The organism is Streptomyces tauricus (genome assembly GCF_014650955.1).
Taxonomy (GTDB): domain Bacteria; phylum Actinomycetota; class Actinomycetes; order Streptomycetales; family Streptomycetaceae; genus Streptomyces; species Streptomyces tauricus.
Window position 1 is genome coordinate 96,486 of record NZ_BMVY01000008.1, and the last position, 21,400, is coordinate 117,885.

21 protein-coding genes are annotated in these 21,400 nt (G+C 70.4%); 14 read left to right on the top strand and 7 right to left on the bottom strand.

Going from position 1 to position 21,400, the window contains the following annotated elements; all coding sequences use genetic code 11:
* Nucleotides 1-24 precede the first annotated feature (24 nt).
* The 4 genes from IE278_RS15400 to IE278_RS15415 form a co-directional block, all read right to left on the bottom strand.
* Nucleotides 25-1,353: a ferredoxin reductase family protein gene (locus IE278_RS15400; protein ID WP_189772954.1), complete on the bottom strand. Its 1,329-nt coding sequence runs from the start codon at nt 1,351-1,353 to the stop codon at nt 25-27.
* A gap of 399 nt (nt 1,354-1,752) precedes the next feature.
* Nucleotides 1,753-2,505 (bottom strand): L,D-transpeptidase family protein, encoded by a 753-nt coding sequence (locus tag IE278_RS15405; protein WP_189772647.1) that lies wholly within the window; start codon nt 2,503-2,505, stop codon nt 1,753-1,755.
* A gap of 2 nt (nt 2,506-2,507) precedes the next feature.
* A complete protein-coding gene (locus IE278_RS15410) occupies nt 2,508-3,095 on the bottom strand; it encodes a pyridoxamine 5'-phosphate oxidase family protein (protein WP_189772649.1) in 588 nt (195 codons plus the stop codon).
* A 100-nt stretch (nt 3,096-3,195) separates the two neighbouring features.
* Entirely contained in the window at nt 3,196-4,071 is an 876-nt protein-coding gene (locus tag IE278_RS15415) for a hypothetical protein (RefSeq protein ID WP_189772651.1), read from the bottom strand.
* 329 nt (nt 4,072-4,400) lie between these two features.
* On the opposite strand from IE278_RS15415, the gene argH reads away from it, so the two are divergent.
* The 4 genes from argH (at nt 4,401) to IE278_RS15435 (ending at nt 9,500) form a co-directional block, all read left to right on the top strand.
* Nucleotides 4,401-5,834, top strand: coding sequence for an argininosuccinate lyase (argH, locus tag IE278_RS15420; protein WP_189772653.1), 1,434 nt, complete (start codon nt 4,401-4,403; stop codon nt 5,832-5,834).
* Between the two features lie 482 nt (nt 5,835-6,316).
* A complete protein-coding gene (locus tag IE278_RS15425) occupies nt 6,317-7,288 on the top strand; it encodes an aldo/keto reductase (protein ID WP_189772655.1) in 972 nt (323 codons plus the stop codon).
* Nucleotides 7,289-7,413: 125 nt separating this feature from the next.
* A complete protein-coding gene (locus IE278_RS15430) occupies nt 7,414-7,965 on the top strand; it encodes a TetR/AcrR family transcriptional regulator (RefSeq protein ID WP_220451677.1) in 552 nt (183 codons plus the stop codon).
* Nucleotides 7,962-9,500, top strand: a complete 1,539-nt coding sequence (locus IE278_RS15435; protein WP_189772659.1) for an MFS transporter — start codon at nt 7,962-7,964, stop codon at nt 9,498-9,500. Before IE278_RS15430 ends, IE278_RS15435 begins: the two co-directional genes overlap by 4 nt.
* Nucleotides 9,501-9,656: 156 nt before the next feature.
* Here IE278_RS15435 and IE278_RS15440 read toward each other — a convergent pair whose 3' ends face one another.
* Nucleotides 9,657-10,280: a lysophospholipid acyltransferase family protein gene (locus IE278_RS15440; protein WP_225891333.1), complete on the bottom strand. Its 624-nt coding sequence runs from the start codon at nt 10,278-10,280 to the stop codon at nt 9,657-9,659.
* Between the two features lie 492 nt (nt 10,281-10,772).
* Between IE278_RS15440 and IE278_RS15445 the strand changes: the two genes are divergently transcribed.
* The 3 genes from IE278_RS15445 to IE278_RS15455 all read left to right on the top strand — a co-directional run bounded on the left by IE278_RS15445 (nt 10,773) and on the right by IE278_RS15455 (nt 13,158).
* The gene (locus tag IE278_RS15445; protein WP_189772661.1) at nt 10,773-11,963 is read left to right on the top strand and encodes a glycerophosphodiester phosphodiesterase; all 1,191 of its coding nucleotides are present in this window, start codon (nt 10,773-10,775) and stop codon (nt 11,961-11,963) included.
* 138 nt (nt 11,964-12,101) lie between these two features.
* Entirely contained in the window at nt 12,102-12,608 is a 507-nt protein-coding gene (locus IE278_RS15450; protein WP_189772663.1) for an RNA polymerase sigma factor, read from the top strand.
* Between the two features lie 46 nt (nt 12,609-12,654).
* Complete coding sequence (locus IE278_RS15455; RefSeq protein ID WP_189772665.1) at nt 12,655-13,158, top strand: GNAT family N-acetyltransferase; 504 nt, start codon at nt 12,655-12,657, stop codon at nt 13,156-13,158.
* Nucleotides 13,159-13,243: 85 nt separating this feature from the next.
* Here the strand turns inward: IE278_RS15455 and IE278_RS15460 are convergent, their stop codons facing one another.
* Together IE278_RS15460 and IE278_RS15465 are read right to left on the bottom strand one after the other, a co-directional pair.
* A complete protein-coding gene (locus IE278_RS15460; RefSeq protein WP_189772956.1) occupies nt 13,244-13,612 on the bottom strand; it encodes a hypothetical protein in 369 nt (122 codons plus the stop codon).
* Nucleotides 13,613-13,712: 100 nt separating this feature from the next.
* The gene (locus IE278_RS15465; protein ID WP_189772666.1) at nt 13,713-14,072 is read right to left on the bottom strand and encodes a hypothetical protein; all 360 of its coding nucleotides are present in this window, start codon (nt 14,070-14,072) and stop codon (nt 13,713-13,715) included.
* A gap of 69 nt (nt 14,073-14,141) precedes the next feature.
* On the opposite strand from IE278_RS15465, the gene IE278_RS15470 reads away from it, so the two are divergent.
* From IE278_RS15470 to cbiE, 7 genes are all read left to right on the top strand, one after another.
* Nucleotides 14,142-14,789: an HAD family hydrolase gene (locus IE278_RS15470; protein ID WP_189772668.1), complete on the top strand. Its 648-nt coding sequence runs from the start codon at nt 14,142-14,144 to the stop codon at nt 14,787-14,789.
* A gap of 332 nt (nt 14,790-15,121) precedes the next feature.
* Nucleotides 15,122-16,213, top strand: a complete 1,092-nt coding sequence (locus IE278_RS15475) for a methionine ABC transporter ATP-binding protein (protein WP_189772963.1) — start codon at nt 15,122-15,124, stop codon at nt 16,211-16,213.
* A complete protein-coding gene (locus IE278_RS15480; RefSeq protein ID WP_189772670.1) occupies nt 16,210-17,007 on the top strand; it encodes a methionine ABC transporter permease in 798 nt (265 codons plus the stop codon). The genes IE278_RS15475 and IE278_RS15480 overlap by 4 nt, the downstream gene beginning before the upstream one ends.
* 99 nt (nt 17,008-17,106) lie before the next feature.
* On the top strand, nt 17,107-17,934 hold the full coding sequence (locus IE278_RS15485) for a MetQ/NlpA family ABC transporter substrate-binding protein (protein ID WP_189772672.1): 828 nt from the start codon (nt 17,107-17,109) through the stop codon (nt 17,932-17,934).
* A 54-nt stretch (nt 17,935-17,988) separates the two neighbouring features.
* Nucleotides 17,989-18,822: a MetQ/NlpA family ABC transporter substrate-binding protein gene (locus IE278_RS15490; RefSeq protein WP_189772674.1), complete on the top strand. Its 834-nt coding sequence runs from the start codon at nt 17,989-17,991 to the stop codon at nt 18,820-18,822.
* Nucleotides 18,823-18,976: 154 nt separating this feature from the next.
* The gene (locus IE278_RS15495; protein WP_189772676.1) at nt 18,977-19,615 is read left to right on the top strand and encodes a GNAT family N-acetyltransferase; all 639 of its coding nucleotides are present in this window, start codon (nt 18,977-18,979) and stop codon (nt 19,613-19,615) included.
* A gap of 187 nt (nt 19,616-19,802) precedes the next feature.
* Nucleotides 19,803-21,020: a precorrin-6y C5,15-methyltransferase (decarboxylating) subunit CbiE gene (gene cbiE / locus IE278_RS15500; RefSeq protein ID WP_189772677.1), complete on the top strand. Its 1,218-nt coding sequence runs from the start codon at nt 19,803-19,805 to the stop codon at nt 21,018-21,020.
* The last annotated feature ends 380 nt before the right edge of the window (nt 21,021-21,400 follow it).

Consider the following 21,400-nt stretch of genomic DNA (forward strand, 5'->3'; position numbering starts at 1 on the left):
GGATTCTCAGAGTTCTCAGGGTTCTCAGAGTTCGAAGGACTCGTGGTGGATGCGGCGGGCGGGCACGCCCGCGCCGCGCAGTGCGGTGTACGCGCCCTCGGCGAAGCCGGGCGGCCCGCACAGGAACACGTCGTGGTCGTCGATGTCGGGCAGCTTCTGCCGCAGCGTCTCCGGGTTGATGTCGGGGCGTTCCCCGTCGGGGCTGTTCACCGCGTACATCAGCCGGGCACCGCGCTCGTCGGCGATGGCCGACAACTCGTCCCACAGCGCCAGGTCCTGGGTGCTGTTGGCCCGGTACAGCAGGGTGAGGTCGCCACGCTCCGCGGGCAGCGTCTCGAACAGCGCCCGCATCGGGGTGATGCCCACACCGCCGGCCATCAGCAGCACCTTGCCCTGGCTGCGCCGGGACGCGGTCAGCGCGCCGTACGGGCCCTCGGCCCACACCCGCGTGCCCCGCTTCAGCCCCTTCAGCGCGGTGCTGTGGTCGCCCAGCGCCTTGACGGTGATCCGCAGCAGCCCGGGGCGCGGCGCGGCCGACAGCGAGTACGGGTGCGAGCTGAGCCGCATGCCCGGCGCCATGAACCGCCAGCGGAAGAACTGCCCCGGCTCGGCCCCGATCCGGTGCAGCCGCTTCCCGCTGATCAGCACGGAGACGATGCCGGGGGCCTCCTCGACGACCTCCTCGACCTGCATCCGGTGGCGCAGGTTCAGCCGGACCGGCGTGATCACCCGGTACCAGATCACCAGTGCGGTGACCGTCCCGTACAGCGCGTACCAGGCGGTGGTCGCGGTCGGTTCGACGGCGAAGTCGTTGCCGGTGGAGAGCTGGTGCCAGAACGACAGGTACACGGACACGTACGTGAGCAGGTGGATGTGGTACCAGGTGTCGTACGGGATCCTCTTGCGCAGTCCGCCCACCGAGATCAGGCCGATGAACAGCAGCAGACCCGTACCGATGGCCGCCTTGCCCATGTCGGGCAGGGTCTTGACCGAGTCGACGGTCTGCTGGACGACCCCCGTGTTCGCCTGGAGGGCGTAGCCGTACATCGTCAGCCCTATGTGGGCGAGGACGAGACAGAGCATGTAACGGCCGCTCATGGCGTGCCAGCGGGCGACCCGGTCCGAGCCGACCCGGCGTTCCAGGGCCGGTACCCGGGCCATCTGCAGCACCACGAGAGCCATCAGATACCCGGCGAGCAGACCGGTGATCCGGCCCGCGTTCAGGATCCGGCCCTTGTCGTCCGCGATGGACGGCGTGTTGCTCCACCAGAGCCAGACGACGCCCGCCGCGCCCGCCCATACGGCGATCAGCAACGGGATGGCGGGGGAGCGGCGAGGGCGGATACGGCGCATCGTCTGGCGCCGCGCGGCGCGACCGCCGGCGATCGTGCTCACGGTTCCTCCGTGGGGGACGCTGGAAAGGGGAGTGACCCCTAGGGCCTGTCTGACAGTTCCCGTCTGCCGGGCGACGCCATGCACGCACTCTCGCCGCACCGGGCACAGAGCCAAGTACGTCCAGTACGAGGCTCTGTGCCCGGCACGCCGAGAGCACGCATCTGACGCCGCCCGGCCGCCCTCCGGGCGACGACGGGAATTGTCAGACAGGCCCTAGGCCCACTGGTACGTCCCGGGACGGCCGTGTGTTCAACGGGCCGCGGGGCAAGCCGTGAACTGCTGAGACTCGCGGTAACCGGCAGAGGTTACGTTCCAGTAGTTCCAGTAGCTCCAGTAGTTCCAGTAGCTCCAGTAGCTCTACTGGTGGCCGGTGAGGGCGGTCGGCCCGCCGCCGTCCGTCCCGATGGCGATGTGCGGATCCCGGTCGGGGTCGGCCCAGTTCAGGATGCGCCGCATGGCGTCCTCGGGCACGGACACACAACCGGCCGTCGCCCCGGCCCCGTTGACGTGCAGAAAGATGCCCGCGCCCCGACCCCGTACGGGTTGCGCGTAGTTGAAGCCGACGACGAGGGCGTACGCGTACTGCGCCTTGTACGAGATCAGGTGCTCGGACTCGGCGGCGCGGCAGTCGGCGGGGCGGGGGTCGGTCCACCGGTTGTAGGAGCGGGAGGCGTTGTCCTGGCACCACCAGGAGGTGTCCCGCACCCGGCGGTACGGCGTGCGCGTCCCCTCGGGCGCCGGGGCGATCCCGAACGCGTACGGCAGGTCGTACAGGCCGGTGGGTGTGGTGTTCGTGCCCTGCTTGCGCGAGCCGCCCTCGACGAGTCCCTTGGCGCCGAAGCGCGCGGGCGCGGAACCGGCCCGCACCCAGTGGCCGCCGCGCCGGTTCCACCAGGTGACCGTGCCGGTCGTCGAGGAGGTCCGGGCGGCCCGCGCGGTGATGAGCTGGCTCCCGCCGCCCGTGTCCGCCATCCGCTCGGGCAGCGGGGCCCGGCCGGCGGGAGCCGATCCCGCGTGGGCCGGTCCCGCGTGAGCCGGTCCTGCGTGAACCGGCCCCGCGGCGAGCACGAGGAGGGACACGGACGCGAGGACGGCGGCTCCGGGGCGCATGCTCAAACGGTACGGGCCGGCATGGGCAGCGGCAGCCCGGGCAGGCCGTCCATGCTGGTCCCGATGTGCTCCTTCTTCTCGAAGTACGCGTTCAGCGAGACGTCGTCCTCGCGCGCGAAGCGCTTGGCGTGCAGGTCACGGTCCTCGTCGTACGACATGAAGGGCACGGCGTAACCGCAGCTGTCCCGGACGAGTTCGGCCGTCACCACGATGATCGCCCGTAGGCCGTGCGGGTCAGGGGTGATGGCCGGGAAGTGTGCGAGGAGGTCCTCGAACCGGGGGTCGTCACGGAAGACCGGCTCGCCCCGGCCGTGCACCCGGACGATGTTCGGCGGGCCCTGGAAGGCGCACCACATCAGGGTGATCCGGCCGTTCTCCCGCAGGTGCGCGATCGTCTCGGCGTGGCTGCCGGCGAAGTCCAGGTAGGCGACGGTGAGGTCGTCGAGCACCGCGAACGAACCGGTCAGTCCTTTGGGGGAGAGGTTGACCGTGCCGTCGCCCGACAGGGGCGCGGTCGCGGTGAAGAAGAGGGGCTGCGCCTCGATGAACGTACGCAGGCGGCCGTCTATGCGTTCGTAGGTCTTTCCCATGGTCGTTGATTATCGACGAAACTCTTTCGCCTGTCTAACTATTTGCATGACTCAGGACCCGCCCCGGCCGGTGAGCGGGGCGGGCCCGTGAGCGCCGGGACTACTGGTTCAGTTCGCAGGCGGCGAGTGCTTCGAGGCCTTCGGGCTTGGCGGCGGTGCGGCCGATGGCGGTTTCGATGCGGTTGAGGGTGGCGACGCGCTTGTCTTCGAGGGGGCCGAGGATGGCGTTCTGGACGAAGTTGGCGCCGCCCTGGCCGACGGTGTCGATGAGCCGCTGGTTGGCTTCGGCGATCTGGGCGTCGAGGAGGGCGAGGTTCCTGGTGACCTCGTCCTGCGCGGAGGCGGGGATCGCGGGCAGACTGCCCTCGACGGCGGGGCAGTTGACGGTGCCGACGGCACCCGCGTCGCCGGCGTCACCCGCGCCGCCATCGTCCGCTCCGCCGGGCTCTTCCGTGGCCGTCTCGGTCGGCTCGGCCCCGGCCTCGCCGCCTGCCTCACCGCCCGCCTCGTCGCCCGTGTCGGCCGCGCCGTCGGCGTTCAGTTCGCAGGGGGCGAGTGCTTCGAGGCCTTCGGGCTTGGCGGCGGTGCGGCCGATGGCGGTTTCGATGCGGTTGAGGGGGGCGACGCGCTTGTCTTCGAGGGGGCCGAGGATGGCGTTCTGGACGAAGTTGGCGCCGCCCTGGCCGACGGTGTCGACGAGTCGCTTGTTCGCCTCGGCGATCTGGGTGTCGAGAAGGGCGAGGTTCCTGGTGACCTCGTCCTGCGCGGACGCGGGGATCGCGGGCAGGCTGCCGTCCACGGCGGGGCAGCTGATCGTGCCGGGGGACGCGAGGGTGCCGGCCTGGCCGTTGGTGTTCTCGGACGTCTCCCCGGCGAGGGCGGAACCTGCGATCACCGCTCCGGACAACGCCACCGCGGCAGCGCCGCCGATGATCGCCACGCGGCGCTTGTTGTACTTCGGAAGAGCCCTGGACATGGGGGTGCCTCACTTGGGTCAGGAGTGGGTCGGGGGAGGGTTGGCAGTGACTTCGACGTGGGGTTCGAAGGTGCTGCACGGACGCGGCGCCGGCGTTCGGGGTGAAGTACGGGTAAGCGGTTTCTCGCGTTCAATCGGGGCCGCGATTTCCTGTCGGCGCGGTCTGGATTGACGAGTCATGCGTTGCTCTGCATAATCATGCATAGCGGTGAGTGTGCCGCACCGAGGCCCCGCGGATGGCCGGGTGCGGGTGTGTCGTGGCTGATCGCGCAGTTCCCGGCGCCCCTTCCGAGGTGCCCTCTTCCCAACAGTTCTGAGGAGCGCAGCCAGTGAGCAGCAACAGTGGTGACGTACGGCTCTGGGGCGGCCGGTTCGCCGACGGTCCCGCCGAGGCCCTGGCGAAGCTGTCCGCGTCCGTCCACTTCGACTGGCGGCTGGCGCCCTACGACATCGCCGGTTCGCGTGCCCACGCGCGCGTGCTGCACAAGGCCCACCTCCTCGACGACGACGAGCTGACCCGTATGCTCGCGGGCCTCGACCGGCTGGAGGCCGCCGTGGCCGACGGCTCCTTTGTCGGAACCGTCGCCGACGAGGACGTCCACACCGCCCTGGAGCGCGGGCTCCTGGAACAGCTCGGCCCCGACCTCGGCGGCAAGCTCCGTGCGGGCCGCTCGCGCAACGACCAGGTGGCCACGCTCTTCCGGATGTACCTGCGTGACCACGCCCGGATCATCGGCGGTCTGATCGCCGACCTCCAGGACGCGCTCGTCGGGCTGGCGGAGGCGCACCCGGACGTCGCGATGCCCGGCCGTACGCATCTGCAGCATGCCCAGCCGGTGCTGTTCGCCCACCATGTGCTGGCCCACGCGCAGGCCCTCTCCCGGGACGCCGAGCGGCTGCGGCAGTGGGACGAGCGGACCGCGGTGTCGCCGTACGGCTCCGGCGCGCTCGCGGGCAGCAGCCTCGGTCTCGACCCGGAGGCGGTCGCGAAGGACCTCGGCTTCGAGAACGGCAGCGTCGGCAACTCCATCGACGGCACGGCCTCGCGCGACTTCGCCGCCGAGTTCGCCTTCATCACCGCGATGATCGGCGTCAACCTCTCCCGGATCGCCGAGGAGGTCATCATCTGGAACACGAAGGAGTTCTCCTTCGTGACCCTCCACGACGCGTTCTCCACCGGCTCGTCGATCATGCCGCAGAAGAAGAACCCGGACATCGCGGAGCTGGCGCGCGGCAAGAGCGGGCGCCTGATCGGCAACCTCACGGGTCTGATGGCCACGCTCAAGGCTCTCCCCCTCGCCTACAACCGCGACCTCCAGGAGGACAAGGAGCCGGTCTTCGACTCCTGCGACCAGCTGGAGGTCCTGCTGCCGGCCTTCACCGGGATGATGGCGACGCTGACGGTCAACCGGGAGCGGATGGAGGAGCTGGCTCCGGCCGGGTTCTCGCTCGCCACCGACATCGCCGAGTGGCTGGTGAAGCAGGGCGTGCCGTTCCGGGTCGCGCACGAGGTCGCGGGGGAGTGTGTGAAGGTCGCCGAGGCCGACGGTGTCGAGCTCGACGGGCTCACCGACGAACAGTTCGCGAAGATCTCCGTCCACCTCACGCCGGAGGTGCGGTCGGTCCTGAACGTACCGGGCGCGCTGGCGTCCCGCGACGCGCGCGGCGGTACGGCGCCGAGTGCGGTCGCGGTCCAACTCACGGAGGTGAAGTCGGACGTGGCGTCGCAACACGCGTGGGCCACGGCGAAGTCGAGGGGTTAGGCTGCGCCGCTTCTTCGGATACGCCGGCCAGGACTGACGGCCGGTCACCTGCGCAGTTCCCCGCGCCCCTGGGGGTGCGATGGCCGGTCACCTGCGCAGTTCCCCGCGCCCCTTGGGGGGTTTGTGTGACGGTTGGTTGCCTGCTGCGGGTGGGTCGTGGTTGCCCGCGCAGTTCCCCGCGCCCCTAAAAGACGGGGCTGCGCCCCGGTCTTTTCGCCCCTCGGGGGCACAGGGAAGGTCGCGCTCAGCCCCATACGGCCCCCAGCAGGCGACCAACCTGTTTGGGGGCGCGGGGAACGGCGCGGGTGACGATGGCGTACCTGCAGTGGATGGCTGGGCTGTTTGGGGGCGCGGGGAACTGCGCGGCCAGCCACGACGTACCCGCACCCGCCCCGCCCCGGCCCCCGGAGGGGCGTCCGTGGGAACGGCGTCGGGATACGTTGGTCGCACAGCCGTACCGCAGCCGACCCACGGAGCTCGCGATGCCCTTCGCCCGACTGGCAACAGCAACCACCCCAACCTGCCACATCGGCCTCGGCCTCGCCGCGATCGGTCGCCCCGGCTACATCACCCTCGGCCGCGACGAAGACCTCGGAGAGGACCGCAGCGTCGACACGCTGCGCACCCGCACCCACGAACTCCTCGACGCCGCCTACGCCCAAGGCGTCCGCTACTTCGACGCCGCCCGCTCCTACGGCCGCTCGGAGGAGTTCCTCGCCGGCTGGCTGAAGGCACGCCCCGGCATCGACGACATCGTCGTCGGCAGCAAGTGGGGCTACACCTACACGGCCGACTGGCGTACCGACGCCGAGGCGCACGAGATCAAGGACCACAGCCTCACCACGTACGAGCGGCAGCGCGCCGAGTCCGCCGAACTGCTCGGCGACAGGCTCGACCTCTACCAGATCCACTCGGTGACGCCCGAGAGCCCGGCCCTCACCGACAAGGAACTGCACGCGGAACTGGCCGAGGCCGCAGCCCGGGGCCTGACCGTCGGCTTCTCCACCAGCGGTCCCGCCCAGGCCGACGCGATCCGCGCCGCACTCGCCGTGACCGTCGGCTCGGCGCCCCTCTTCCGGACCGTCCAGGCCACGTACAACGTCCTGGACACCTCCGCGGGCCCCGCGCTCGCCGAGGCGCACGAGGCCGGACTCACCGTGATCATCAAGGAGGGCATGGCCAACGGCCGCCTCGCCGACCCGCACGCACCGCCCGCCGTGCGCGCCATCGCGGAGGAGGCGGGCGTCGGCTCCGACGCGGTCGCCCTCGCCTTCGTGCTGCGCCGCCCCTGGGCCGGCGTGGTCCTCTCCGGCGCGGCCACCACCAACCAGCTCGCGTCCAACCTGCACGCCGCGGTGGTCGATCTCGATGACGGGCAGGTGGCCCGTCTCGACACACTGGCCGAGGAGCCGACCGCGTACTGGGAGTACCGCGGCACACTGCCCTGGCACTGACCTCCGACCTCTACCCTCTGACCTCCGACTTCTGACCCCAGACTCCGGGTCCTGGCGGGCCCGGCCGGTGAGCGTCGCGTGCCCCGCGTGAGACATGTATGTCTCATATGGGCTATGGTTGTCTCATGGCCGTCGACCGTGAACACGTGCTGCGCAGCGCAGCCGCCCTGCTGACCCGCAGAGCCACCGCCACCATGGACGAGGTCGCCAAGGCGGCCGGGATCAGCCGGGCGACCCTGCACCGCCAGTTCGCGGGCCGCGACGCCCTGGTGCGGGCGCTCGAAGAGCTGGGCATCCAGGAGTGCGAGGCCGCGCTGGACGCGGCCCGGCTCGACGACGACACCGCCCGCGAGGCCGTACGCCGTCTGGTGCGCGAGTTCGAGAGCGCCGCGGGGCTGCTCGGCTTCCTCTACACCGAGAACCAGCTGTTCGAGGGCGAGGAGCAGAACGCGGGCTGGGCCCGGATCGACGCCCGGATCGCCGCGCTGTTCCGGCGCGGCCAGCAGAGCGGCGAGTTCCGTATCGACCTGACCCCGGCCTGGCTGACCGAAGCCCTCTACGGGCTCTTCGCCTCCGGGGCGTGGGCCGTGAGCGAGGGCCGGGTGGCGGCCAAGGACTTCCAGTACATGATCGTCGAGCTGTTGCTCGGCGGCGCACTACGGAGAGAGGAATCATGACCAGCACGACGCGGCCGGCGTTCGCCACGGAGACGGAGAAGCGACCGGGCCGCTGGCTCGCGCTCTCCGTCCTCGTCCTCGCCGTGCTGCTGGTGGCCGTCGACGCGACCGTCCTCGGCCTCGCGACCCCCTACATCAGCGAGGACCTGAAGCCCTCCGGCAACCAGCTCCTGTGGATCGGCGACGTCTACTCGTTCGTCATCGCCGGTCTGCTCGTCTCCATGGGCAGTCTCGGCGACCGCGTCGGCCGCAGGAAGCTGCTGCTCATCGGCTCGGTGGCGTTCGGCCTGATCTCGGTGCTCAACGCATACGCGAACAGCCCCGAGGCGCTGATCGTGGCGCGGGCGCTGCTCGGTGTCGCGGGTGCCACGCTGATGCCCGCCACTCTCGCCCTCATCCGCAACCTCTTCCACGACCCGCGCGAACGCAGTCTCGCCATCGGTATCTGGGGCGCCACCGCCTCGGCCGGAACCGCGGTCGGCCCCGTCCTCGGCGGCTTCCTGCTCGAACACTTCTGGTGGGGCTCGGTCTTCCTGATCAACCTGCCCGTGATGGCGGTCCTCGTCCTGGTCGGCGTGAAGCTGCTGCCGGAGTCCCGCAACCCCGAGCCGGGCCCCTGGGACCTCGTCAGCGTCGTGCTGTCCCTCGTCGGCATGGTGGGAATCGTCTACGGCATCAAGGAGGCCGCTTCGCACGGCCCGAACGTGACGGCGGCCGCGGCGGCCCTGCTGGGCGCGGCGGCGCTGTACGGATTCGTACGCCGCCAACTGACGCTCCCCGTACCGCTCCTGAACATGCGGCTGTTCCGCAACCGCGGCTTCTCCGGAGCGGTGCTCGCCGACCTGCTGACCATCCTCGGCCTGTCCGGAGTGGTCTTCTTCCTCTCGCAGTACCTGCAACTCGTGCAGGGACGCGGGCCGCTGGAGGCCGGACTCGCCGAACTGCCCGCCGCGGTGGGCGCGGTGGCGGCGGGCCTCGTGGCGGGAACGTTCGCGCGCCGCTACTCGGTACGTGCCGTCGTGGCGGGCGGCCTCGCCGCGATCGGGCTCGCCCTGGGCGCGCTGACGGTCCTGGACCAGTCCACCGGCTATCCGCTCCTCGGTGGGGCGCTGCTGGTCGTCGGTGTCGGCGCGGGTTTCTCCTTCACCGTGACCGCCGACGTGATCCTCTCCAGCGTGCCGAGGGAGCAGGCGGGCGCCGCGTCCGCGGTCTCCGAGACGGCGTACGAACTGGGGGCGGCCCTCGGCATCGCGCTGCTGGGCTCGATCGTCACGGGCGTCTACGCCGGCTTCACGGCACCCGCGGGCACACCGCGGGACGTGGCCGACGCGGCCCACGAGTCCCTCGGCGGAGCGGTGGAGGCCTCCTCGGCCCTGTCCACCCCCGAGCCCCTGCTGGACACGGCCCGCACGGCCTTCGTGGACGGCGTGGCCCTGGCGGCAGGCCTGGGCGCGACGGTCCTCCTGGCCGCATCGGCAGCAGCCTGGATCCTCCTACGCACCCAAAAACTGGGCGACACCCCCGAACACCCGTAACCGAGCCCCCCACCCCCCCCAGGGGCGCGAGGAACCGCGCACTCAGCCCACGACGGCCCGCACCTACGAACGGCCCCCGCACTCATCCCCCAGGGGCGCGGGGAACGGCGCACGAAGCCGAAGACAATGCGCGGCCGACAGGCAAAAAACCCGCGGCTACGCCGCTTCCTTCGCCTTCGTGGCGTACATGTCCACGTACTCCTGCCCCGACAACCGCATGACCTCGGCCATCACCGAGTCCGTCACGGCCCGCAGCACATACCGGTCACGGTCCATACCCTCGTACCGCGAGAACTCCATCGCCTCGCCGAAGCGAACGGTGACCCGCCCGGGGCGGGGGAACCCGGCGCCACCGGGCTGGATCTTGTCCGTGCCGATGATGGCGAACGGCACCACAGGCGCCCCGGTCATCAGCGCGAGCCGCGCGATACCCGTGCGGCCGCGGTAGAGCCGGCCGTCGGGGGAGCGGGTGCCCTCCGGGTAGATGCTGAAGACCTTGCCCTCCTCCAGCACCCGACGCCCCGTCATCAGCGCGGCGACACCGCCGCGTCCGCCGTCCCGGTCGACCGGGATCATGCCGCAGCCGGTGAAGAACCACGCCATCAGCCGCCCCTTGAGGCCCTTGCCGGTGACGTACTCGTCCTTGCCGATGAAGAAGACCTGGCGGTCGCAGAACAGCGGCATGATCATCGAGTCGATGAACGTGAGATGGTTGCCGGCGAGGATGACCGGGCCCGTGCCCGGGATGCGCTCCGCACCCTCCACCCGTGGGCGGAACATCAGGCGCATGATCGGTCCGAGCACTGCCTTGATGAGCGCGAAGCGGGACAACGGGCCCTCCGGTGTCAAGGGGTGGGTGACAAGTCTGTGTGGGTTTCAAGTCTGTGCAGGTGAGGACGATACTCGCGCGCGCCGGGGTCTTGCACATCGGGTTCACCGACTGGATACGCACGGTTGACCCTTGTTTACCTGGGGTGGCGGTACGTCACACGGCTGTCATCCACGAGTCGCGATGTGACGAAGCCCGCACGAGTTAGCCCTCCAGGGTCAGGTTCCCGCCCACCGCCGCCCAAACTTCCGCCCGCCGTCGGCTGCCCTCCGGCCCGTCCGGCGTTCGAGGACGAGCGCGGAAAACCGCCCCCGCCCCACCGCCGCCCACAAGACACCCACCGTCACCCACGTGTTCCGTCCAAGGTCTCCCACCCGTCACCCCACCGCACCTACGATCAGTCCCGCTTTGACAGGTGCAGGGCAGTATGCGGAGGAGCGCTCATGGGCACGCAGGGGACGCGGGACACGCAGGGGTCGGACGACGGCCGGACCGGGACCACTCCCGGCCGGCGCGCACTGCTCGGGGCCGCGGTCCTCGGCGCCGGCGGAGCGGTCCTCGGACTGCCGGCCACGGCGAGAGCCGCCGAGAAGCACGGGAGCGGCGGCTACAGGAGCCTGCCCAAGCCCACGGTCATCGGGCACCGCGGAGCCAGCGGCTACCGCCCGGAGCACACGCTCGGCTCGTACCAGCTCGCCCTCGACATGGGCGCGCACATCATCGAGGCCGGCGACCTGGTGCCGACCAAGGACGGCCACCTCGTGTGCCGCCACGAGCCGGAGATCGGCGGTACGACGGACGTCTCCGCGCACCCCGAGTTCGCGGACCGCAAGGTCACCAAGCTCCTCGACGGGGTCTCCACGACCGGCTGGTTCACCGAGGACTTCACGCTCGCCGAGCTGAAGACCCTCCGCGCCAAGGAGCGCGTCCCGGCCAACCGCCCGCACAACACGCTCTACGACGGCCGCTGGGAGATCCCCACCTTCGAAGAGGTGCTGCGCTGGCGCGAGGAGCAGAGCAGGAAGCTCGGCCGGCAGGTCTGGATCTACCCCGAGCTCAAGCACCCCACCTACTTCCGCAAGCTGGGCCTCGGCCTGGAGGAGCGGGTCGCCAAGGTGCTGCGCAAGCACGGCCTGCACAAGAAGAACTCGCCGGTCATCCTCCAGTCCTTCGAGCCGACCAGCATCCAGCGCCTGAACAAGCTGGTGGACAACCCCCTGGCCGTGCTCCTGTCCGCCGCGAACAGCCGCCCCTGGGACTTCGTGGAGACGGGTGACCCGCGTACGGTCGCCGACCTGGTCAGGCCCGCGGGCCTGAAGTGGATCGCCTCCTACGCGCAGGGCATCGGGCCGACCCTCGACCTGATCATCCCGAAGGACGCGAGCGGCAACCTCACCACGCCGACCACCCTGGTCCGGGACGCGCACGCCGAGGGCCTCATCCTGCACCCGTACACGATGCGCAACGAGAACCCCTTCCTGCCCGCGAACTTCCGCAAGGGCACCGACGTGGACGCCTACGGTGACGTCTTCGGCGCGTTCGCCACGTACTTCGCCACCGGTATCGACGGCGTCTTCACCGACAACCCGGACACCGGCCTCCTCGCCCGCGAGGACTTCCTCAAGAAGAACTGACCCACCGCTGCTCCACGGCTCGGTACAGAGCCGAGCCGTGGCCGGTCCCGCTCGTCAACAGCCGAGCCCGCGGACCCGGTCGGGTGACGCACGGCCGTCCCGGCAACCTCGCGCCGGGACGGCCGCGTCGTGCCGCATATGACCCACGACATGGTTGCCACCCTGCGCCCCCTGCTCGTCGCCGAGGCCTCGGCCGAGGCATATGCCTCCGGGACCGAATCCAGTGACCTGGAACAGGACGTCTGGGTGCGCCTCCTGGAACGCCTCGGTACGGAGGGCCCGCCCGCCGATCCGGCGGCCTGGCTGCGCGTCGCCGTCCGCACCGAGGCCCGGCGCGCCGGCCGCACCGCGAGCATCGAACGGCCGTACGTGTCCGAGCCCGCCGACGACAGCGGACCGGGGCCCGAGCAGCTCGCGCTCAGCGCCGCCCGGCGCCGCGCCCTGTACTCCGCCGTACGACGCCTGCCGGGCCGCTGCCCGCGCCTCATGGCCGCTCTGCTGTCCCCGAAAGACCTCACTTACCGGGAGATCGCGGGGGAGTTGGGTATCTCACAGGGCAGTCTCGGTCCGGATCGTTCCAGATGCCTGAGTTGTCTGCTCCGAATGCTCACATCGGAGGTTGCGGCGCATGAACCGCGGGGATAGGAGTGAGGGACAACCGGCGGAACAGGTGAGCGGGAGGCATGCACACATGGGCATGAGCGTGACCATCTCGGCGGCGGCCGAACAGGACGCCGAACAGATCCTCAAACTGCAGTTCCTCTGCTACCAGAGCGAGGCCGAGCTGTACGGCGACTACAGCATCGAGCCCCTCACCCAGCCGCTGGACTCCCTCAAGGCGGAGCTCACGGACGGCACGGTCCTGGTGGCCCGGCTCGGCGACGAGGTGGTGGCCTCGGTGCGCGGCGCCGTGGGCACGGATGGCACGGCCCGGATCGACAAGCTGATCGTGCATCCGCGGATGCAGCGGCACGGGCTGGGCGGGCGGTTGCTCGACGCGATCGAGTCGCGGCTCGCGGCGGACGCGGGGGCGAAGAGCTTCCAGCTCTTCACCGGGCACCGCAGTGACCGCAATCTGCGGTTGTACCGGAAGCACGGGTACGAGCCGGTGTCGACCGAGCGCGTCGATGAGCGGCTCAGCGTGGTGACGTTGGCGAAGGACGCGCAGGCCGGCGCGTTCGTGGCAAGCGCTTGACGCTCCGCGCGGCGGCCGGTGCGAGTCCGCGTGTCCGTCGTGCCCGGGCGCGCGGTTCCCCGCGCCCCTGAAGGGGCGCGCCTCTCTATGAGGTGACTGCCCTGCTCCCGCGCAGCCAGAACATCGCTGTGATCGGGAGCAGGACCGGGATGAACAGGTAGCCCATGCCGTAGTCCGACCAGACCGTGGCGTCGGGGAAGGCGGAGGGGTCGGCCAGGGTCCAGGTGCCGACGATCAGCACGCCCGCGAGTTCGGCGGCGCAGCACACCAGCGCCGCCCTGCGGGCCCGCTCGCCGCCGCGGACGAGCGAGTAGGTGATGAAGCCGTACACGAGGCCGGCCACCGCCGACAGCGAGTAGGCGAGGGGCGCTTTGTCGAACTCCGTCGCGATCTGTACGGCCGAGCGCGACACGGCGCCGACGACCATCACCCCGTACAGCCAGACCAGCAGCATGCCGGGGCCGCGGATCAGCCGCGTGCGGCCGGGCTTCCCGGACGCCTCGGGCGAACCGGGCCCCCCGGGTGTCCTGGGCTCCTCGGCGGGCACCGCCATCTCAGCCTCCCCAGATGTCGTAGAGCCGTACCTGCAGCACGGCGAGGACCACGCCGCCCGCCGCGACCGTGATCGAACCCCAGCGGGTGCGCTCCGCCAGTGACATGAAACCCGCCGCCGGGACGCACGCGAAGGCGCCGATCAGATAGGACACGAAGATCGTCGTGCCCTGCTCGGGCTTCTCGCCGCGGGCCAGCTGGACGATGCCGACGACGAGCTGGACGAGGGTGAGGAGCGTCACCACGGCCATACCGATGAAGTGCCAGTCCTTGGTCGGCTGGTCCCGGTAGGCGGCCCAGCCGCACCAGGCGGCGAGCGCGAGCGCGGCGACGGCCGTCGCGACCGTCAGGGCATCAAGCATGCCGCGACCCTATTACGGGCCAAAAGGCCCGCTGCTCCCGCCCCCGGGGTGCCCCGTAGGGTCGAGGGCATGAAGATCCGAGCCGATGCCCTGCTGTTCGACAACGACGGAACGCTCGTCTCGTCCCTCGAGTCGGTGTACCGATGCTGGAGCAGGTGGGCCGCGGAGTACGGGATCACCGCCGAGGAGTTCGCCCGGGTCGAGCTGCACGGCCGCCCGGCCGCCGAGATAGCCGCCGACCTGCTGCCCGCCGCCCGGGTCCCCGAGGCCGTCGTGCGCATCGAGCAGCTGGAGGTGGAGGACGTCGCGGGCGGTGTGCACCTGCTGCCGGGGACGAAGGCACTCCTCGACTCGCTGCCCGCCGACCGCTGGGCCGTCGTCACCTCCGCCACCCGGCGCCTGGGCGAGGCCCGTCTCGCCGAGGTCGGCATCCGCCCGAAGAACCTGGTCGCCGCCGACGACATCACGCGCGGCAAGCCCGACCCCGAGCCGTTCCTGCTCGCCGCCCGGCGGCTCGGCGTGGACCCGGCCCGCTGTGTTGTCTTCGAGGACGCGCCCGCGGGACTCCAGGCGGGCCGCGCGGCCGGCATGACCACCGTGGCATTGACCACAACGCACCGGGCCGCCGAACTGAGCGCGGATGTCGTGGTCGAGGACCTCTCGGCCGTGTCCGCACTGGTCACCGACGCCGGAGTGGAGCTCTCCGTCGGCGACTGAGCGGCGTCTGAAAGGTGTCCACCGCTGTCCGTCATGCGGACAGCGGTTCTCTGTCCCACGCAAAGATCTGCTTTAATTTTCTCATGACCACGACGAGCAGCCGCATCCTTGCGACCGAGGCGACCATGACGCCCGGTGCTCGCTGTATGTGTCGAATGCGCGCCTTCTAGAGGGCCCCCGCACCACCCCAGCCTCGCGCCCCGAAGCGAGTTAGCTCACGTCTGCCCGTACGCCCTTCTCCGTACGCGACTGAGCCCGCCCCGCGCACGCAGTTCTGCCGAAGCCCGGTTCTCGACGCCACCGCGTGAACGACCGTGCCGCGTTCGACCGAAATGCACCCGTGCCCGGCGCACACCCACGCCCTGCACTCGACAGTGACGGAAACCCCAGTGATCACGACAACAGGCCTTACCAAGGTCTACCGCTCACGCGGCCGAGAGGTCACCGCCCTGGACGGCGTCGATCTGCATGTCCGCGAAGGCGAGGTGTACGGCGTCATCGGACAGTCCGGCGCCGGCAAGTCCTCTCTCATCCGCTGCGTCAACCTGCTGGAGCGCCCCACCGCCGGCACCGTGACCGTCGCGGGACAGGACCTCACGGCCCTCGCCGGGCGCGGCCCGCGCGCGGGCAAGGAGCTGCGGCAGGCGCGCAGCCGTATCGGCATGGTCTTCCAGCACTTCAACCTGCTGTCGACGCGGACCGTCCAGGACAACGTCGAGCTGCCGCTGGAGATCCTCGGGAAGTCGGGGAAGGAGCGCTCGCGCAAGGCGCTGGAACTGCTCGACCTGGTCGGTCTCACCGACAAGGCCAAGTCCTACCCCGCCCAGCTCTCCGGCGGCCAGAAGCAGCGCGTCGGCATCGCCCGCGCCCTCGCGGGGGACCCGAAGGTGCTCCTGTCGGACGAGGCGACCAGCGCCCTGGACCCCGAGACGACCCGCTCCATCCTCCACCTGCTGCGCGACCTCAACCGCCAGCTGGGGCTGACCGTCCTGCTCATCACGCACGAGATGGACGTCGTCAAGACCGTCTGCGACTCGGCGGCGCTCATGGAGAACGGGCGGATCGTCGAGTCGGGCACCGTCACCGAACTCCTTGCCACCCCCGGCTCCGAGCTGGCCGCCGCGCTCTTCCCGGTGAGCGGAGAGGCCTCGGGCGACGACCGCACGGTCCTCGACGTCACCTTCCACGGCGACGCGGCGACCCGGCCGGTCATCTCGCAGCTCTCGCGCACGTACAACATCGACATCTCGATCCTCGGCGCCGCGATGGACACCGTCGCGGGCCGGCAGGTCGGCCGTATGCGCATCGAGCTGCCCGGCCGGTACGAGGACAACGTCGTGCCGATCGGCTTCCTGCGCGAGCAGGGCCTGCAGATCGACATCCAGGGTCACGCGCCCGCGCTCGTGAAGGAAGGTGCCAAGTGACCTGGTCCGAGATGCAGCCGCTGCTGGAGCAGGCGTGTTGGGACACCCTCTACATGGTCGGCTGGTCGACGGTCATCGCCGTCGTCGGCGGACTGCCGCTGGGCATCCTGCTGGTCCTCACCGACCGCGGCGGCCTGCTGCAGAACACCGTGCTGAACAAGGTCATCGGGCAGGTCGTGAACATCGCCCGCTCGATGCCGTTCATCATCCTGATGGTCGCGCTGATGGGCTTCACCCGGTCGATCACCGGCACCACCATCGGCCGTGAGGCCGCCATCGTGCCGCTCGCGATCGGTGCGATCCCGTTCTTCGCGCGCCTGGTCGAGACGGCTGTCCGCGAAGTGGACGGCGGGCTCGTCGAGGCCGTGCAGTCGATGGGCGGCAACACCTGGACCGTCGTCCGCAAGGTGCTCGTCCCCGAGTCGCTCCCGTCGCTGATCTCCAGCACCACGACGACGATCGTCGCCCTCATCGGCTACTCCGCGATGGCCGGCACCGTCGGTGCGGGCGGCCTCGGAGACATCGCCATCCGCTACGGCTACCAGCGCTTCGAGACCGAACTGATGTGGATCACCGTGGGCGTTCTCGCCGTGGTCATCTCCCTCATCCAGTTCGTCGGCGACTACGCCGCGCGGGGGCTGTACCGGCGCGGCGGCCAGTCGGGTGCCGCGCCGCGGCTCAGGCTGCTCAGGAGCAGGGCCGCGGTGAACTCCGGTTCCGAGGCGTCCGACGACACCGACTCCGCGGACACCTCCAGCGAGGCGCCCAAGGCCGAGGTCGGCAAGGTCGCCTGAGGCCCTCGCGGGCCGCTCCCCATACGTCCCCACCCCACCCGCAGATGTCCCCGCACACCCTTCGCGGGTTCACCCAGCCCACATGGAAAGGCACTTTTCGTGCGTAACGCCGTAAAGCTCACCACCGCTGTCCTCGCCGCCGGAGCCCTCACCCTGGGCCTCACGGCCTGCGGCTCGGACAAGGACGACGCCTCCGACACCAGCGGACCGCTGATCGTCGCCGCCAGCCCCGTCCCGCACGCCGAGATCCTGACCTATGTGAAGGACAACCTCGCGAAGGACGCGGGACTCGACCTCCAGGTCAAGGAGTTCACGGACTACGTCCTGCCGAACACCGCGACCGAGGACGGGTCCGTCGGCGCCAACTACTTCCAGAACCAGCCGTACCTCGACGACTTCAACAAGAAGAACGGCACCCACATCGTGCCCGTCGTCACGGTCCACCTGGAGCCGCTCGGCCTCTACTCCAGCAAGATCAAGAAGGCCGACGAGCTGAAGAGCGGCGCGACCGTCGCCGTCCCGAACGACACGGTCAACGAGGCGCGGGCGCTCAAGCTCCTCGACGCCAACGGGATCATCACGCTCAAGGACGGCGCGGGCAACGACGCGACCCCCAAGGACATCGCGAAGAACCCGAAGAACCTCAAGTTCAAGGAGCTGGAGGCGGCCCAGACCCCGCGCTCCCTGGACGACGTGGACGCCGCGGTGATCAACGGCAACTACGCCATCGAGTCCGACCTCAAGCCCTCCGAGGACGCCCTGGTGCTGGAGTCCGCCGACGACAACCCGTACGGCAACTTCCTCGCCGTCAAGGAGGGCAACGAGGACGACCCGCGCGTCAAGAAGCTCGCCAAGCTCCTGACCTCCGCCGAGGTCAAGAAGTTCATCGAGGACAAGTACGCCGGTTCCGTCATCGCGTCCTTCTGACCGATCGCCCCGCACCATCCGAGTCACTGGAACCACCTGAGGAAGGCGCCGACGATGCGCAAACCCGTCATCTCCGCGGCGGCCGCCGCACTGGCCCTCGGTCTCGCCCTGACCGCCTGCGGTGCGAAGGACGAGGGCTCCGGGGGCGGAGGTGACGACGGCGCGCTGATCGTCGGCGCCACCGCGGTCCCGGCCGGCGAGGTCCTGTCGTACATCAAGAAGGACCTCGCCGCGAAGAACGGACTCGACCTGGAGATCAAGGAGTTCACGGACTACGTCCTGCCGAACACCGCGCTCCAGGAGGGCTCGCTCGACGCGAACCTGTACCAGAACGAGCCGTTCCTCGACGACTTCAACAAGTCCAAGGGCACCGACCTGGTCCCGGTCGTGGACGCGTACCTGCCGCCCATGGGCGTGTACTCGAAGAAGGTCCAGGACGTCGCCGACCTCCCCGACGGAGTCACCGTCGCGGTGCCCAGCGACATCACCAACGAGGGCCGCGCCCTGAAACTCCTCGCCTCCGAGGGTGTCATCACGCTCAGGGCGGGGGCCGGTACGACCGCGTCCCCGGCGGACATCGTGAAGAACCCGAAGAACCTGAAGTTCAAGGAGCTGGAACCCGCGCAGCTGCCGCGTTCCCTGGACGACGTGGCCGCCGCGGTCATCAACAACAACTACGCCCAGGACGCGGGCCTCAGCCCGGCCGACGACGCCGTCCTGCTGGAGTCCGCGAAGGACAACCCGTACGCGAACCTCCTCGCCGTGAAGAAGGGCAACGAGGACGATCCGCGGGTCGAGAAGCTCGCCGAGCTCCTGACCTCGGACGAGGTGCGGAAGTTCATCCAGGACACGTACAAGGGATCGGTCCTGCCCGTCACTTCCGGGTGACGCCGTGACCCGGCCGTCCCCGGGCCGTTCCCCCCTGCGCCACGGTGTCGACTCGTCGACAAGGAGCCGACGCCGTGGTGCAGTTCGGTGCCTGCATGCTGCATGCTGGGCAGTTCAGCAGGCCCGACGGTCCCTGATGGTTACGGAGCGGCGCATGACGAACACCTTCCCCGACATCTCCCTGAACACGGAGCGGTTGGTGCTGCGCCCTCTTGAGGACGAGGACATTCCTGCCTTCACGGAGATGATGAACGACGAACAGGTCGCGGCCTGGACGTCCGTGCCGCAGCCCTTCACCGAGGCCGCCGCCCGCAACTGGATCGAGGAGTACGCGCCCGCCGAGCGCACCTCGGGCCGTGGACTCGACCTCGTCGTCACGGAGTTCCTCACCCAGCGCCTGGTCGGCATCATCCAGCTCGGCAACACGAATTGGCATGTCCGCTCCACGGAGCTCTCGTACATCACCGCCCCCTGGGCCCGCGGCGAGGGCTACGCCTCCGAAGCGGCGCTCGCCACCGCCCAATGGCTGTTCAACGACCAGAAGTTCGAGCGTCTCGAACTGCGCACCGCGGCGGACAACACCGCCTCCCAGCAGGTCGCGCAGAAGATCGGCTGCATCAGCGAAGGCGTCCTGCGGGGCGCCTGTATAGCGCGCACCCGCACCGAGGACGGGCGCTGGGAGGACCTGCGCACCGACTTCATCGTGTGGGGCCTGCTTCCCGAGGACATCGAGGGCATCGCCGAGCAGCTCGCCGACACCGGTGGTTTCACCGCGTACTCCGACTGGAACTGAACCGGGAGGGGCCCCGGCCCCCGGCCCGCAACCCACCCGGACACCACCGAAGCGCCCCTGAGACCCCCGCCGACACCCCTGCCGACACCTCCGAACATCACGAGGTACGCTCACGGGGCTCCGCACGCCTGCCCGGCGGCTCACCGCCCACCCGACGACCTGCGAAGACTCCAGGAGACTGACGACGATGGCCGACCGGGTCACGGTGATCGGCTGTGACGGCTCGCCGCTGACCGACGCGGCGCGCTCGGCTCTCGGCGCCGCCACACTGGTGGCGGGCGCGGCACATCACCTGGCCCTCCCCGAGGTGCCCACGGCCGCCGAACGCATCCGGCTCGGCAGCGTCACCCTCGCCGCCCGCCGCGTCACCGCCCACCGCGGCACGGCCGTCGTCCTCGCCGACGGCGACCCCGGCTTCTTCGGAGTCGTACGCACCCTGCGCGCCCCCGAGTTCGGCCTGGAGGTCGAGGTCGTCCCCGCGGTCTCGTCCGTGGCCGCCGCCTTCGCCCGCGCCGGGATGCCCTGGGACGACGCACAGGTGGTCGTCGCACACCCGCGCACCCTGCGACGCGCGGTGAATGTGTGCCGAGCCCACACCAAGGTCGCCGTCCTCACCTCACCCGGCGCCGGACCCGCGGAACTCGGACTGCTCCTCGAGGGCGTCCACCGCACCTTCGTCATCTGCGAGGAACTGGGCACCGAACGCGAGCGCGTCACGATGCTCACCTCCGACAAGGTCGCCGACCACACCTGGCGCGACCCGAACGTCGTCATCGTCATGGGCGGCCCGGTCACCTCCTCCGAGGGCGGCGGCTGGATCGCAGGGCGCGACCCGGGCACCGGCCCGCGCGGCTGGGCGCTGCCCGACGACGTGTACGGCGACCAGCTCGGCGAGGGCGAGACCGAGGTCCTGCGGGCCGCCCAACTCGCCCGCCTGGGGCCGCGGATCGGCGACCTCGTCTGGGACATCGGCTCGGGCAGCGGTGCCTTCGCCACCGAGGCCGCGCGCTGCGGCGCCGCCGTCATCGCCGTCGACCGGGACGCGGACGCCTGTGCCCGCACCATGGCCACCGGCCGCCGCTTCGGCGTCCAGTTCCAGATCGCGCACGGCATCGCCCCGTACATCCTGGAGAACCTTCCCGAGCCGGACGTCGTACGCGTCGGGGGCGGCGGTGCGGCGGTGGTCTCCGCCGTCGCCGACCGGCGCCCCGAGCGGATCGTCACCCACGCCGCGACCCGCGACGCCGCCGAACTCATCGGGCGGGACCTGTCGGAGCACGGATACCGGGTGGAGTGCGCCCTGCTGCAGTCCGTCGAGCTGGACACGCGTGTCTGGACGGAGAAGGAGCGGAGTGTGGCGTTCCTCCTCTCGGGAGAGCTGGAACGGCGCCACACGCCGCGCTGAGCGGCTGGCGACGTGTCCGCCGGCGCGTCGCGGCCGGCGCCCGGCGGCCGGAGGCCGGTCGCGCCACCCCCCGCGCCCCCGTGCCTCTGAGGGCGCCGGTCGGTGCGGTGTGGTGCGGATCGGTGTGGTGCGGGGCGGGGTCACCGCTCGATCGCGTCCTGTGATCCTGTTGTCGTACTGCGCGCGGTAGGCTGGCCGATCGTTGTACTGCAATCGGGTTGTCCGGTATTTCGCCGGTCAATGCCCGCGAAACGCACCCATTTTGAGGGGCGTGTGGTACGGCAGAACCGGAGGACGCGCAAAGTGGCGCAGTCCACAGCGGGCCGTGACGGATCACCCTGTCGCGGTGGCGGGCCGACCGCGACAATGCCAGTTAATGG